We start from the raw sequence: 14,136 nt of genomic DNA, 5'->3' as shown, positions 1-14,136 counted from the left end.
ATCGCGAAATAAAACTTGATTTGCTTCATCAGGTATGATGTCTGCTCGCTCTATATCGCCGCTATTCGGAGAGGGAGACGAAACATGACGAAATTTACCGGATTTGCCCTGCTTGCCAGCACGGTTGCCTTTGCAGCCGGATCGGTCAGCGCTGCCGAACTCAACATCTATACCACCAGAGAGCCGGGCCTGATCCAGCCCCTGCTGGAATCCTTCACCGCCTCGAGCGGCGTCAAGGTCAACACCGTGTTCCTGAAGGACGGTCTTGCGGAGCGCGTTCTGAGTGAAGGCGCAAGCTCGCCGGCCGACGTTCTGATGACCGTGGATGCCGGCAACCTCGTTGATCTCGCCGAAAAGGGCGTCACCCAGGCGGTCGAGTCCGAAACCCTGACCAAGGCAGTCCCGGCCGAACTTCGTGATGCCAAGGGTCATTGGTTCGCGCTCTCCATGCGCGCCCGCGTTCTGTATGCGGCGAAGGATCTCGATCTCGCTTCCTTCAATTATGAAGATCTGGCGGACGCGAAGTGGAAGGGCAAGGTTTGCATTCGCGCCGGTCAGCATCCCTATAACACCGCGCTCTTTGCCGACTACATCGCCCACTACGGTGCGTCCGACACCGAGAAGTGGCTTGCCGGCGTCAAGGAAAACCTGGCTCGCAAGGCTGGCGGCGGCGACCGCGACGTTGCCAAGGACATCCTCGGCGGCATTTGCGATATCGGCATCGCCAACTCCTATTATGTCGGCCTGATGCGCTCGGGCAAGGGCGGCGAGGAGCAGGTGAAGTGGGGCGATGCCATCAAGGTGGTTCTGCCGACCTTCAAGAATGGCGGCACGCAGGTCAATATTAGCGGCGCGGCCGTGGCCAAGAATGCGCCGAACAAGGCGGAAGCCGTCAAGCTGCTGGAATATCTCGTCTCCGACGAAGCCCAGAAGATCTATGCTGAAGCCAACTACGAATATCCGGTCAAGCAGGGTGCGGCTCTCAACGAGATCATCGCTTCCTTCGGCACGCTGAAGATCGACAACAAGCCGCTGACGGAAATCGTATCGCACCGCAAGCAGGCGAGCGAGCTGGTCGACAAGGTCGGTTTCGACAAGTAAAGCCAACCGGCAATAACTCGATGGAAGGCGTTCGCACCCGCGGACGCCTTCCCTGTATTTCAAGAAGCTCATGAATCCAGACGCCGTTCAGACATTGACGCCCCGCGCAGGAACACGGTTTTCATCCTCCTTCTGGTGGCTGGGCCTGTCGCTCATTGCGGTCTGCGGCGCCATGGTGCCGGTTCTGGCGCTTGTCTCTCAGGCCGTGCAGGGTTCCGCCGGCCTTTGGGAGCATCTCGGCTCCACCGTTCTTTTGACGGCCCTGCCGGATACGGTCATCCTTCTTGTCGGCGTCGGCCTACTGGCGGGTATCATCGGAACCTGTTCGGCCTGGCTGGTCACCGCTTATGATTTTCCCGGGCGCAGGATATTGGAATGGGCGTTGCTGCTGCCGCTGGCCATGCCCACCTATATCGTCGCTTACGCCTATCTGGATATTCTGCATCCCATCGGGCCGGTGCAGGGGGTGATCCGCTGGCTGCTCGGTTATTCCAGCCCGCGTGAATTCCGCTTGCCGGATATAAGGTCGATGACGGGTTGTATCATCCTTCTCGCCTTCGTCCTCTTTCCCTATGTCTATATTCCCGTCCGCGCCATGTTCCTGACGCAGGCGGGCAATCTGCTGGAAGCCGCACGCACGCTTGGCGTTTCCAGACGCGCGGCTTTTTTGAAGGTCGCGGTGCCGTTGGCGCGCCCGGCAATCGCGGTCGGCGTCAGCCTTGCCCTGATGGAAGCGCTGAACGATATCGGCGCTTCGGAGTTTCTCGGCGTCCGCACCCTCACGGTTTCCGTCTACACAACATGGGTCACGAAATCCGACCTGCCGGGTGCGGCGCAGATCGCGCTTTCCATGCTGTTCATCGTTGTCGCTCTTGTGGCGCTCGAGCGCTGGGCGCGGCGCAAGCAGCGTTATTCCGTTTCCGCGCAGAAAAGCAGGGAACTGGAGCCGCTGCGGCTTGCCGGCCCGAAGGGCTGGCTCGCCTTCGTGTTCGGTGGCCTGCCGGTGCTGATCGGCTTTGTGGCGCCGGCGAGCTATCTCGTCATTGAGGCATGGAAGCGGTTTCGTTTCAGCGGCCTGTCCGCCCGTTTTACGGAGGAAGCTCTGAATACGATCGTCTTCGCCGGGTTGGCGACGGTGATCACCCTCGTTCTCGGCCTCGCGGTTGCCTACGCGATGCGTCTTGCTCCGGGGCGTCTCTCGCTCTGGTCCTACCGCCTTTCCACAGTGGGATATGCAGCTCCCGGCACGGTTATCGCCATCGGCGTGCTGATTGCGCTCGGCGGCTTCGACCGGTTCGTCGACCAGACCATGCGTGAATGGTTCGGCGTTTCCACCGGCCTTATCTTCATCGGCAGCGGCGCGGCTCTCATCTATGCCTATTCGGCGCGTTTCCTCACCATTGCGGCAGGCGGTGTCGATGCCGGCCTCAGCCGTATCCCGCAATCTTTCGACCACGCCGCGCGAACGCTGGGGCGATCCGCGACCCAGACATTCCGCCAGATCCATCTGCCGCTTTCCAGGGCTTCGCTTGCGGCGGCGGCGCTGCTGATCTTCGTTGACTGTGTCAAGGAACTCCCCGCCACGCTTTTATTGCGGCCGCTCAATTTCGAAACCTTCGCAACCCATCTTTATGGCGAGGCCGCACGTGGCACCTATGAGGAGGCGGCGATTGCGGCACTGGCGATTGTCGTCATCGGCATGCTTCCCGTCGTGCTGCTTGCGCGGATAGGCCGGCGCAAGGGCTGATTTCCACGCCTTGCCTGATAAATGACGGGCGCAAAACTGTGCGAGAGGCCAATAAGCTTCAAATCCGCCCAGAAAACGACAAGCATCCCGCCTTAATCCTGATGTAAATACTCAGCTTAATTGAGGTGTTGCGGCCTGTCGGATATGAACGCCGGCCGTGATCTGTTTCGGGGCATATCTTGAAAAATTTACATGGGATGTTTTTGAGCCGCCTGGCTTTGGGAACGGCTGCCGTTGTCTTGATGGCGCCGGTCATGGGCCATGCACAGGAAACGACCGTTCTGCGGGAAATTACCGTTGAGGGGCAGCGTGCGGAAACGGCAACGGGTCCCGTTAAGGGATATGCCGTGAAGAAAAGCGCGACGGGTTCGAAAACCGATACCGATACCAAGGATATTCCCCAGTCCGTATCGGTTGTCGGCCGCCAGGAAATGGACGACCGCGGCGCGGTGACGAAAATCGACGAGGTGCTGCGCTATACACCCGGTGTGACGGCGGAGCCTTTCGGCACGGATCCGGACACCGACTGGATCTATATTCGCGGCTTTCAGGCCACCCAGACCGGTGTGTTTCTCGATGGGCTGAACCTGTTCAGCTACGGTTTCGGCGGTTTTCAGATGGATGCCTACGGGCTCGAGCGTGTGGAGGTTCTCAAAGGTCCCGCTTCGGTGCTTTATGGCGGCGCCAACCCCGGCGGTATCGTGCAGATGGTCCGCAAGCGGACCCAGGACGAACCCGTTCGTGAAACGGAAATCGGCATCAATAATTTCGGTAACGCCTTCTTTGGTTTCGACCTCGGCGACAAGGTCGATGGTGAGGGCGTATGGAAATATCGCGTCACCGGCAAGGTCTCGGGCGGCGATAATTACACCGACTATTCCGAGGATTTGCGCGGTTTCATCATGCCGCAGATCACCTTCGAGCCGGATGCGCAGACAAGTGCCACGCTCTACGGTTATTTCTCGGCGCTGGATCAGGTGCATATCGGCAACGGCTTCCTGCCCTATGTCGGCACCGTGGTCGACGCGCCTTTCGGCAAGCTCGACCGCAAGGCCTTTTATGGTGAGCCGGATATCGATAATGGCCGCGTCTACCAGTCGATGGTCGGGTATGAGGTCAGCCATGAATTCGACAATGGCTGGAAGATCAGCCAGAATGCCCGCTATGGCCATCTCTACAAACACGAGACAGGACCCTATCCGGGCGGCTGGGCCAATGCCGACGCCAATGGTCAGCCGATCCTCGATACCACCACCAACGACTATATGCTGACCCGCTTCGGTTATGACGGCGTATCGAAGGTCGACAGTTTCGGCGTCGATAACCGTATCGAAGGCCAGTTCGAAACCGGTGCCGTCAATCATTCACTGCTCTTTGGTCTCGACTATAAATATTACCGGCTGGATCAGGTGCAGGCCTGCTGCGGATCGAATGCGATCGGTGCGCTCAACCCGGTCTATGGCTCGACGCAGGGCACCAATTTTGTCTATGCCGACAATATCGTCACGCAGCAGCAGATCGGCATCTATGCCCAGGACCAGCTGCGTTTCGGCGATGGCTGGCTGGTGACGCTGAACGGCCGTTACGATTATGTCGATACGGAACTGAACAACAGGCTGCCGGCAGGCGCCTCCCGCCGCTCCAGTGACGATGCGCTGAGCGGCCGGGCCGGCCTCGCTTATGAATTCGACAATGGCCTGACCCCCTATGTCTCGGCGGCCACCTTCTTCAATCCGCTGATCGATACGCTGGCGGATGGCACTCCCGCCTCGCCGGAGGAGGGGCATCAGTTCGAAGCCGGTATCAAATACGAGCCGACCTTCTTTGATGGCAGCATCACGGCCTCCGTCTTCAAGCTGGTTAAGGACAACGCCATCGTGTCCTATACGGCCGGCGGTGTGACCACGAGCGGCCAGTTCGGGCAGGTGGAATCCACCGGTTTCGAGCTGGAGGCCAAGGCTAATCTTTCCGACAACTGGAAGGCACTTGCCTCCTATTCCTATACCGATCTCGAAATTACCCGCGATGCCAATCCCAACCTGATCGGCAAATCGCCGTGGATCGTGCCCGCCCACACCGCCTCGCTGTGGCTCGACTACGCCTTCACCGATGATACGTTTGAAGGCCTCAGCATTGGCGGCGGCGTGCGCTATCAGGGCAAATCCTGGGCGGATGAGGCAAATACGCTGCGCGTGCCGGCTGCCGCCGTCTTCGATGCGGCAGTCCGCTACGAGAAGAACGACTGGACCGCCTCCATCAACGTCGCCAATGTCTTCGACAAGGAATATGTCAAGAGCTGCGCCGGTGTCTCGGTCTGCGGCTGGGGTGATAGCCGCACCATCACCTTCAAGCTTTCCAAGAAGTGGTAAGGCCTGGCCGAAGGCCGGCAGTTGCGGGCGATGCAGTTTGCCACTATAAACATGAATAGTTTTATCATGTTTATAGTGGCGCCATGGCGCCCTGCGGGATCGAGAGGCCATGGCTTTCCGCGTGCGGATGGAAAATGAGATCGAGGGCTTTGCCGTCATCGGCGGCCCGCGCTCAAGGGTTTGGAACGGCATCGTCGCCGATCTCTGGGACGTGCGTTGCGCCCCGAAGGCGGGTGGGCGTTATGTCGGAAAAGATCCGCGTTTCGTTTTCCTGCTGGATATGGACGGGACGGATGACGGCCGGTTCATGATGAACCGCTGCCGCCGCGACAATTACGGTTCGTCCAAGGCGAACCGGATTTCCTTCGTGCCCGCCGATCTGGATGTGCATGCGGAACTGAGCAATGTTTCCTTCGTGCGCCATCTCGACCTGCACTTCGACGCGGGTTTGCTGGGGACGCGCCTGGTGCAGGGGTTTGACCCGCATGGCCTGCTCGATCCGCATCTGATGTTCGAGGATGAGCGCCTGCTGGCGCTGGCACGGCTGATTGCCGCCGAGTGCGACAACCCCGATCCGCTGCACGACCTTTACGGCGAAAGCCTCGTGCTCGCGCTGTTGACGGATTTCCTCAAGGTAAAGCGCGAGCCGGTCAAGAAACGTAGCAAGCTCGCCGCCTGGCAGCTACGAGCGGCAACCGACTATATCCGCGAACATTGCCTGCGGTCGATCCGGCTGGAGGAACTGGCGGAGCTCACCAACCTGTCGCAATCCCATTTCAGCCATGCCTTCAAGGCATCCACCGGCGTACCGCCGCACCAATGGCAGATGCAGGCGCGCATCGATCGGGTCAAGGACCTGATGATGCGAACCGACATGGCGCTGACCGATATCGCCATCGCCGCCGGTTTTTCCGATCAGGCGCATTTCTCCCGCGTCTTCCGCAAGATGGTTGGCGTTTCTCCCTCCGTCTGGCAGAAAATCCGCCAATAGGCGCGCTTTTTGTTCCATCCCCTTTCAAAAAAATACCGGCCGCGGCGGCTGAAACGCCGCGGAACGATTTGTCAGGCGCAGGGTTTACCAGACGTGACATCCATGAAGAAAATCAAGGAGGAAGACATCATGCTGCATCAGGAACCTCGAGCCGGACAGGACCCCTATGTCAAGGATACGCCGAGCCTCATTGCCAGCGACAAGGTGGAAGGCACACGTGTTTATGGCGCCGACGGCAAGCACCTCGGCTCGATCCAGCGCATCATTCTGGAAAAGCGCGGCGGTCGCGTCGCCTATGCCGTGCTGAGTTTCGGTGGTTTTCTCGGGATCGGCGATGACTATTACCCGCTGCCTTGGGAGAAGCTGCATTATGATGAAGAACTCGATGGCTACCGTATCGATCTGACAAAAGAAGAGATCGAAAATGCGCCACACTTCGTCAACCTGGACGATAATGACCTGCTGAACGCCAGGGACCGCAAGGTTTACGACTATTACGGCGTCACACCTTACTGGATGTAACGCGGGGCGCTACGCGGTCATATCCGGAACAGGATATCAAAAAAACGGCTCCTTTTCAGGAGCCGTTTGCGTTTTATCTCTCTTTAATGCGGGTGTTTCTGCATCTCGGAAACAGCATCGGTGAAGCACCTGCGGGCTTCCTCCGGCGATTTGCGTCCGTCAAGGGCGGCACGGCAGGCGCTTCTGGCTCTCACGAAACTCAATCCGCGAATCTTCGGCCAGCCTTCCGTCAATAATATCAGCGCTTCGAAGGGGCCGGCGATGACACTCTTGCCGTTCGCCTCAAGATTGACCTCGACAGGTTCTGTCCATCTCTCGTTCTTCATCGTGCACCTCCCAGAGCAACGCGATCCCGAAATACACCCGACAGCGGAGCAACCCATGAACGCAGCCGTGTGTCACTGCCGCTTAGGATATGCGCAAGCGGGCGAATTGACAACGGGGATCAACGGAAGCCGAAAAACGACAGGATCGCGAGAACGATGACGACGAGGCCGACGATGTAGATGATCTGGTTCATGATTTTCTCCTTGGCTGGTGTCATCACCATAACGTGAAGGCGAAGACCCGGTTCCAGAAAATCGTGAGAATTTAATCACGTACTAAAATGTTGTGGCCATCTCATCGCCCCCGGGGGGGGGGGCGGAGCGTCACTTGCGCAGGATCACCCAGATGGCGTGAATGATGCCGGGAACATAACCGCACAGGGTCAGAAGAATATTGAGCCAGAAATGCAGGCCAAGCCCGACCTGAAGGAATACGCCGACAGGCGGAAGAAGGATGGCGATGAGAATACGGATGACGTCCACGATGACAGGGCTTTCCATTTGAGAATGACTTGCTGGTCAACGTCTGGCGGGCGGTTTGGTTTCAAACGCCATTGCGACAGTGGAAGGTGCCTGTGATGGCGAGGGTCACCCGCGCGTAAACAAGGCTGCCGATCGATAAATATTTATGTCAGGGGAAATAAATGGTGCCGCTTACGTGACTCGAACACGTGACCCCGTCATTACGAATGACGTGCTCTACCAACTGAGCTAAAGCGGCCCGAACATGATCCGTCTGTTGCGGATCAGCTTCATGGCGGGCTGATACAGGCAATGCCGACGGATTTCAAGCCTTGAATGCGACGGTTTTGAAAATTCCGCAAAAAGCTTTGCCTGTCCGTTGTTTATGGATGCCTCAGGCCTTTGCGCAGATGCGCTGTCTTGCCGCCTCATATTCGCGCGCCAGACGGTCGACGAGATCCGCTACTGGCTCCACCGCCTTGACCGCGCCGATGCCCTGGCCGGCGCCCCAGATATCCTTCCAGGCTTTTGCACCACCGGTTGCGGTTTCGAAGTCCATTTTCGAGGGATCTGCCTCGGGCAGGTTGTCGGGATCCATGCCGGAGGCGACGATCGAGCTTTTCAGGTAGTTGCCGTGCACGCCGGTGAAATAGTTCGAATAGACGATATCCTTGGCCTGGGCGTCGACGATTGCCTGCTTGTAGCCGTCGGAAGCGCGCGCTTCCTGTGTCGCGATGAAGGGGGAGCCGATATAGGCCATGTCCGCGCCCATGGCCTGCGCCGCGAGAATGGAACCGCCATTGGCGATGGCGCCGGCAAGCAGCAGCGGGCCATCGAACCATTCGCGGATTTCCTGAACGAGAGCGAAGGGTGACAATGTGCCCGCATGTCCGCCGGCACCGGCCGCAACCGCGATCAGCCCGTCCGCGCCCTTGCGGATGGCGGACCGGGCATGGCGATCGTTGATGACATCATGAAGCACGATGCCGCCATAGGAATGCACGGCCGCATTGACCTCCGGCACCGCGCCGAGCGAGGAGATCACCACCGGCACCCTGTATTTGACGCAGAGGCCGAGATCATGTTCCAGCCGCCGGTTGGACATGTGCACGATCTGGTTGACCGCAAAGGGCGCGGCCGGACGGTCCGGGTTGGCGCTGTTATGGGCGGCAAGCTCTTCGGTGATCATCGCCAGCCACTCGTCCAGCTGGCTTTCCGGCCGCGCGTTCAACGCCGGAAAAGCGCCGATGACGCCGGCCTTGCATTGCGCCAGCGTCAATTGCGGATGCGAAATGATGAATAGCGGCGACGCTATGACCGGAAGACGCAGATTGTCTTTCAGCACGGACGGCAGCATGTTTCCTCCCATGAATTACGTTTACGCGCACGTAAGCTAATATCGCGTTCGGCAAAGGATTGAAAGCGAAAACAGCGCCGTATCGGCGCCGCGAACCTGCGTTCGCAGTGCCACAATGCACCGATTTTCCCCAAGGCAATCCGGTCTTTATCGCAAACGATGCTTGCGGAGGCGCGGCATAGCCGTTACCGAATCGTAAACCAATGGCGCAACGCCCGCATATTTTTGCAAAGCGCAATAGAACAAGGATCGGTCGTGAGCGGACTGGAAACGGCAATCAGAAATGCTCTGGAAAAATCGGACAGGTCGAACGCCGAAGTTCGTGCACGGATTTACCAATCATCCCGTCAGGCGCTGGAAGCGGGCCTGCGCAAACAGGGCATAGATGATCCGCAGGTCGTGGCCCAGCAGCGCCAGCGGCTCGAAAGCCTCATTCATGTCATTGAGAATGAAGAGCGTAACCGGCTTCTGGACAGGGTGGAGCAGCAATTGCGGCCGCCCCAGCCGGCAGACGCAAGCCACGGCGAGGTTTCCGTCGATCCCGTTTCGCAACCGCAGCCGCAACCGCACGACGCCATGGCCGTCGAGCCGGAACTGCGTGGCGAAACGCGCGAGATGCCGCCGGGTGCCGCCGCCCCGGAGCCTATGAGCGCCGGTCGGCGTAACGCAAAGCCGCCGAGGAGAGGCTCCAGCGCGGGCGACGCCTCGCTGGCTTTCCGCCCTGAAGGTGCGGTTGGCCGCCGCAAGCGCCGCGGGCTTTTCGCCCGACTTTTCATGTTCGTGACGCTTCTGGCCTTTGTCGGTCTGGGTGCCTGGTGGGTCTATTCATCCGGCCTCCTGCTGTCACCCGAACAGCGCGACACCAGCGTGCCCAATCCGCCGGCGCAAGTCCAGGCGGAGGATTTCAACGGTGCGGAGCCGGCGCCGAGCCTCTCCGCCGGCCGCGGCTTTTCCGACGATTGGGTGGAACTCTTTAACGCCGAACGCGGCAGCGCCGGAATTTCGGCAGGCCCGCGCGCCAGCGTGGAAAACATCGCCACACCCGCCGGGAAAGCGATCCGGGTCACCTCGAGAAGCGTCTCGCAGGATGGCGCGGTCAGCCTTGAGGTTCCGGTGGAGGTGATGCGCGACATGGCGGGCAAGTCCTCGACCATATCGATCACGCTGCAATCCTCCAGCGACCGGCAGACGCAGGTTTCCGTCGCCTGTGATTTTGCAACGCTCGGCGATTGTTCGCGCCACCGCTTCACGGCCACGGCCGAGCGTGCGGATATGCTGCTGAATGCGACATTCGAGCGCTCGCTTGTCCCCAATGCGCCGGGGAAAATCTTCATCAACAGCGATATCGATGGCAACAGCCGCCCGGTCAATCTTTATTCCGTGCGTATTCTGCCCGGCCAGTAAGGCCGGCGAGAGGTGAGGCAGGCACCCTTGTCACGGGCGCCTGTCATCATTTTCAGTTCTGCTTGAGAAAGTCCGGACCCGATCCCAGTATCTTGTCGTCGATCTCGCCGATCACTTTCTTGTCCTTGCCGTCATAGTCGAGGGCATTGAGGATGTGGCGGATCAGATTCACCCGCGCGCGGCGCTTGTCATTGGCGCGCACCACCGTCCACGGGGCGGCGTCGGTGTGGGTCTTTTCCAGCATCTCGTCGCGCTTTTGCGTATAGTCGTCCCACTTCGTCAGCGCCGCTATATCCATGTCCGAGAGTTTCCAGCATTTCAGCGGGCTGTGGCGACGATCGTGGAAGCGTTCGATCTGCGTTTCGCGGCCGATGTCGAGCCAGAATTTGAAAAGATGGATGTCCTCATGGACCAGCATCTTTTCCAGCCTCGGTGTTTCCTTGAGGAACCGCTTGTGCTCTTCCGGAGTGCAGAAGCCCATGACCGGTTCAACCCCGGCGCGGTTGTACCAGGATCGGTCGAAGAGAACGAATTCGCCGGCCGTTGGAAAATGCGAGATATAGCGCTGGAAGTACCATTGGCCACGTTCGGTTTCGGTGGGTTTGGTCAGCGCCACGACGCGGGCGTAGCGGGGGTTGAGATAGGCCCGGGCCGCGAAGATCGCGCCGCCTTTGCCTGCCGCATCGCGGCCTTCGAAAACCGCCATCACCCGCTTACCCGTGGCCTGCAGCCAGAACTGCACCTTGACCAGCTCCACCTGCAGCGCCTCCAGCGTGGCGTCGTATTCTTCCCGCTTCATCTTCTTGTCGTAGGGAAAATCGCCGGCGGAGAGCTTTTTTTCCTCCACCCAGTCGGGAAGAGCGGGATCGTCGATGTTGAAGCTGCGCAGCTTGCCGCCGACGGTGATCTCCACCACCCGCTTCTTCGTGTCTTCGCCCATATTTTCCTCCGGCTGTTGTTGTGTAAAGGCAACTCGCCGCCAATGAGTTCATATCCACCGGCAGAATTCAAGTGAAAGAGGAGCGGTTGGCGGCGGTGCGACGGCGGTGACGATTGCCGCACTGATTTTGCGCATATACGCTGTGGAAAATGCGCGGTGATGAATCTCTGTCATGAAGCTGGCCTATGAGATTTCGATGCGCTGTCAGGTGAAAGTGGAAAGCAGGCTGAAATGGCAGTCATGGAAGGCGATCGTGGATTAAAGCTTTTGGGAAGAAAGCTTGGCCGAAACTGGTTGCCCGTCCTTGTCGTCAGCATGCTGGCCGTTGTGGCCGTTTCGGAACTTCATACGCCCTATATGCCTGCCGTCCTTTGGCTTTGCGCCATCATCGCCATTCTGGCCGTGCGGGAAAGGCCGGCTGCGCCGAAGGCGAACGAAGAGGCGGCCGTGGAAGCGGATGAACCGGAGGCGCCGGCGGAAAGCGTCATTTCCGGTGTCAGGGCAGGTCTTGCGGTGCTGGACACGCCGGTTTTCATCCTCGACAAGAATGCCAGCGTGCTGTTTCAGAACGGCGCGGCGGAACGCGCTTTCGGCCAGCTTCCGCCCGGCGCGCATATTTCCGCCCGCCTGCGCTCGCCCGGCCTGCTGGATGTCATCCGTGAAACCATCACCACCGGCCAGCCCAATCAGGTGGAGCATTCGGAGCGGTTTCCCTCCGAGCGGGTCTTCATCGTTCGCATTGCCCGCGCGGATGCGGGGGACACGGCCGGCCCGCCATTTTATATATTGTCGTTCCGTGATGTATCGGAGCTTCGCCGCATCGACCGGATGCGCAGCGACTTCGTTGCCAATGCCAGCCATGAATTGCGCACCCCGCTCGCCTCCCTGCGCGGCTTCATCGAAACCATGCAGGGCCCGGCCCGTAACGACCCGAAGGCGCAGGAACGTTTCCTCGCCATCATGCTGGATCAGGCAACCCGCATGAGCCGGCTGGTGGATGATCTGATGTCGCTCTCGCGGCTGGAGTTGCGGGCGAATATTGCCCCGGACCAGAAGGTCGATCTCGTTCCCGTCATCGGCCATGTGCGCGACGCGCTGCTGCCGCTCGCTAATGAGCTGGATGTCGAAATCACCCTGCATCTGCCCGAGCGGCCGGCGGAAGTGCAGGGTGACCGTGACGAACTGGTGCAGGTGTTCCAGAATCTCGTTGAAAATGCCTGCAAATACGGCCAGGAGGGCAAGGTCGTCGATGTCTGGCTGCGCGCCGAGCCCGGCAAGCCGGTGGAAGTGAGCGTCATCGACAAGGGGCCGGGCATTCCCGCCGAACATGTGCCACGCCTGACCGAGCGGTTTTATCGCGTCAGCGTTGCCGACAGCCGCTCCAAAAAGGGAACGGGTCTCGGGCTTGCCATCGTCAAGCATATCCTCACCAGGCACCGCGCCCGGCTCATCATCAAATCGGAATTGGGCAATGGCACCGACTTCACGGTCAGATTCTGACATGAAATATCCGCCTGTCTGTAATTTCGTGAAAATTTATTCATTAAATCAATAATTTAGGTTGTCACAAATCTTTCACTGAAGTGACATAAAAGGATGTGGCTACGGTGGTTAAGAAAAGGTCGCCGAGCGCATGCTTAGAGCGAATGCCGCTATCGGCTGCGTCCACAAACAAGCCCACGACGGGAGAGACAAATGAACTTCGTTAAATTTTCCGCAGCAGCTCTGGTGGCTTCTGTCGCCTTCGCTGGCGCCGCCGCTGCTCGCGACCAGATCCAGGTTGCCGGTTCCTCCACGGTTCTGCCCTACGCCAAGATCGTTGCCGAAACCTTTGCTGAAACCTTCCCGAACTTCAAGGCTCCGGTCGTTGAGTCCGGCGGCACGGGCGGCGGTCTGAAGGCGTTCTGCTCCGGCGTCGGCGAAGGCACCATCGACATTGCCAATGCTTCGCGCGCGATCAAGAGCGACGAACTGGCCGCCTGCAAGGCAGCTGGCGTTGCCGACGTTCAGGAAGTGAAGATCGGTTACGACGGTATCGTCTTCGCAATGGACTCGTCCAACAAGGACCTCAAGCTGGAGCCGAAGGATCTTTACCTCGGTCTGGCCGCTGAAATCGTCAAGGACGGCAAGCTCGTTGCCAACCCCTACAAGAAGTGGTCGGAAATCAACAAGGAACTGCCTGACGTAGCGATCGCCGCTTACATCCCGGGTTCCAAGCACGGCACGCGCGAAGTCTTCGAAGAAAAGATCATGGCTGACGGCTGCAAGGAAGCCGGCGCCACCGACGCCATCAAGAAGATCGTCACCGATGCCAAGCAGGCTGCTGCAAAGTGCATCGCTGTCCGTAAGGACGGTGCTGCGGTTGACATCGACGGCGACTACACGGAAACGCTGGCCCGCATCGACGCCAACAAGACCGGTCTCGGCGTTTTCGGCCTCGCTTTCTATGAAAACAACGCTGACCGTCTGAAGGTTGCAACTGTTTCGGGCGTTGCTCCGTCCACCGAAACCGTCGCCAGCGGCAAGTACCCGGTTTCCCGCCCGCTGTTCTTCTACGTGAAGAAGGCTCACCTGGGCGTTATCCCGGGCCTCAAGGAATATGTCGAGTTCTTCGTTTCCGACGAAATGATCGGCCCGGATTCCCCGCTCGCCAACTACGGCCTGGTTGCTGCTCCGGACGCAGAGCGCGAAGAAATCCGCGCGAAGTTCGCCGCCGGCTCCACGATGTAATATGGATGAGGGGCGCGGCTTGCCGCGCCCCTCGTTTCGCTCCGGTGCCTTTCCGCTTCGGCGATTGTCTCCGGTTGACAGTTCCCATCCATCGCCGTCCACATGATTGTTTATGGATTACAGATGGATAGGATGTATCAACCTTGACGCTTGCCAGACTTTGATACAGTCAGACGGCAAGCATCTC

12 protein-coding genes and 1 tRNA gene are annotated in these 14,136 nt (G+C 59.3%); 8 read left to right on the top strand and 5 right to left on the bottom strand.

Translation table 11 applies throughout. The features are described from left to right. Positions 1-84 precede the first annotated feature (84 nt). The 5 genes from N434_RS01210 to N434_RS01190 all read left to right on the top strand — a co-directional run bounded on the left by N434_RS01210 (position 85) and on the right by N434_RS01190 (position 6,730). On the top strand, positions 85-1,101 hold the full coding sequence (locus N434_RS01210) for an extracellular solute-binding protein (protein ID WP_110755587.1): 1,017 nt from the start codon (positions 85-87) through the stop codon (positions 1,099-1,101). A gap of 70 nt (positions 1,102-1,171) precedes the next feature. Then, positions 1,172-2,848, top strand: a complete 1,677-nt coding sequence (locus N434_RS01205) for an ABC transporter permease (protein WP_110755585.1) — start codon at positions 1,172-1,174, stop codon at positions 2,846-2,848. 179 nt (positions 2,849-3,027) lie between these two features. Next, positions 3,028-5,217, top strand: coding sequence for a TonB-dependent siderophore receptor (locus N434_RS01200; protein ID WP_110755583.1), 2,190 nt, complete (start codon positions 3,028-3,030; stop codon positions 5,215-5,217). 109 nt (positions 5,218-5,326) lie between these two features. Next, complete coding sequence (locus tag N434_RS01195; protein WP_181423837.1) at positions 5,327-6,208, top strand: helix-turn-helix domain-containing protein; 882 nt, start codon at positions 5,327-5,329, stop codon at positions 6,206-6,208. A gap of 129 nt (positions 6,209-6,337) precedes the next feature. Continuing rightward, positions 6,338-6,730, top strand: a complete 393-nt coding sequence (locus N434_RS01190; RefSeq protein ID WP_110755932.1) for a PRC-barrel domain-containing protein — start codon at positions 6,338-6,340, stop codon at positions 6,728-6,730. An 83-nt stretch (positions 6,731-6,813) separates the two neighbouring features. On the opposite strand, the gene N434_RS01185 is transcribed toward N434_RS01190, so the two are convergent. The 4 genes from N434_RS01185 to N434_RS01170 all read right to left on the bottom strand — a co-directional run bounded on the left by N434_RS01185 (position 6,814) and on the right by N434_RS01170 (position 8,875). Further along, on the bottom strand, positions 6,814-7,056 hold the full coding sequence (locus tag N434_RS01185; protein WP_110755581.1) for a DUF982 domain-containing protein: 243 nt from the start codon (positions 7,054-7,056) through the stop codon (positions 6,814-6,816). A 324-nt stretch (positions 7,057-7,380) separates the two neighbouring features. Beyond that, complete coding sequence (locus N434_RS01180; protein WP_046799460.1) at positions 7,381-7,539, bottom strand: YqaE/Pmp3 family membrane protein; 159 nt, start codon at positions 7,537-7,539, stop codon at positions 7,381-7,383. Positions 7,540-7,701: 162 nt separating this feature from the next. After that, positions 7,702-7,777 (bottom strand) — tRNA-Thr (locus N434_RS01175). A gap of 135 nt (positions 7,778-7,912) precedes the next feature. Next, the gene (locus N434_RS01170) at positions 7,913-8,875 is read right to left on the bottom strand and encodes an NAD(P)H-dependent flavin oxidoreductase (protein WP_110755930.1); all 963 of its coding nucleotides are present in this window, start codon (positions 8,873-8,875) and stop codon (positions 7,913-7,915) included. A 255-nt stretch (positions 8,876-9,130) separates the two neighbouring features. On the opposite strand from N434_RS01170, the gene N434_RS01165 reads away from it, so the two are divergent. Continuing rightward, positions 9,131-10,279 (top strand): hypothetical protein, encoded by a 1,149-nt coding sequence (locus N434_RS01165; protein WP_181423836.1) that lies wholly within the window; start codon positions 9,131-9,133, stop codon positions 10,277-10,279. Positions 10,280-10,331: 52 nt separating this feature from the next. On the opposite strand, the gene ppk2 is transcribed toward N434_RS01165, so the two are convergent. After that, positions 10,332-11,219, bottom strand: a complete 888-nt coding sequence (gene ppk2, locus N434_RS01160) for a polyphosphate kinase 2 (protein WP_065114772.1) — start codon at positions 11,217-11,219, stop codon at positions 10,332-10,334. Positions 11,220-11,450: 231 nt separating this feature from the next. Here ppk2 and phoR point away from each other — a divergent pair, with 231 nt between their 5' ends. Both phoR and N434_RS01150 read left to right on the top strand, forming a co-directional pair. Then, on the top strand, positions 11,451-12,719 hold the full coding sequence (gene phoR, locus N434_RS01155; RefSeq protein ID WP_110755578.1) for a phosphate regulon sensor histidine kinase PhoR: 1,269 nt from the start codon (positions 11,451-11,453) through the stop codon (positions 12,717-12,719). 195 nt (positions 12,720-12,914) lie between these two features. Further along, positions 12,915-13,949, top strand: coding sequence for a substrate-binding domain-containing protein (locus N434_RS01150; protein WP_065114774.1), 1,035 nt, complete (start codon positions 12,915-12,917; stop codon positions 13,947-13,949). Positions 13,950-14,136: the final 187 nt, after the last annotated feature.

It is taken from the genome of Rhizobium sp. UGM030330-04 (genome assembly GCF_003208455.1).
Lineage (GTDB): Bacteria > Pseudomonadota > Alphaproteobacteria > Rhizobiales > Rhizobiaceae > Agrobacterium > Agrobacterium rhizogenes_A.
This window is presented reverse-complemented; position numbering and strand designations above follow the sequence as displayed.

Excerpts from the sequence above, each read along its gene's own strand:
- N434_RS01210 (WP_110755587.1), top strand. The coding sequence starts at position 85 with ATGACGAAATTTACCGGATTTGCCCTGCTTGCCAGCACGGTTGCCTTT.
- N434_RS01205 (WP_110755585.1), top strand. The coding sequence starts at position 1,172 with ATGAATCCAGACGCCGTTCAGACATTGACGCCCCGCGCAGGAACACGG.
- N434_RS01195 (WP_181423837.1), top strand. The coding sequence starts at position 5,327 with ATGGCTTTCCGCGTGCGGATGGAAAATGAGATCGAGGGCTTTGCCGTC.
- N434_RS01190 (WP_110755932.1), top strand. The coding sequence starts at position 6,338 with ATGCTGCATCAGGAACCTCGAGCCGGACAGGACCCCTATGTCAAGGAT.
- N434_RS01185 (WP_110755581.1), bottom strand. The coding sequence starts at position 7,056 with ATGAAGAACGAGAGATGGACAGAACCTGTCGAGGTCAATCTTGAGGCG.
- N434_RS01170 (WP_110755930.1), bottom strand. The coding sequence starts at position 8,875 with ATGCTGCCGTCCGTGCTGAAAGACAATCTGCGTCTTCCGGTCATAGCG.
- ppk2 (WP_065114772.1), bottom strand. The coding sequence starts at position 11,219 with ATGGGCGAAGACACGAAGAAGCGGGTGGTGGAGATCACCGTCGGCGGC.
- phoR (WP_110755578.1), top strand. The coding sequence starts at position 11,451 with ATGGCAGTCATGGAAGGCGATCGTGGATTAAAGCTTTTGGGAAGAAAG.
- N434_RS01150 (WP_065114774.1), top strand. The coding sequence starts at position 12,915 with ATGAACTTCGTTAAATTTTCCGCAGCAGCTCTGGTGGCTTCTGTCGCC.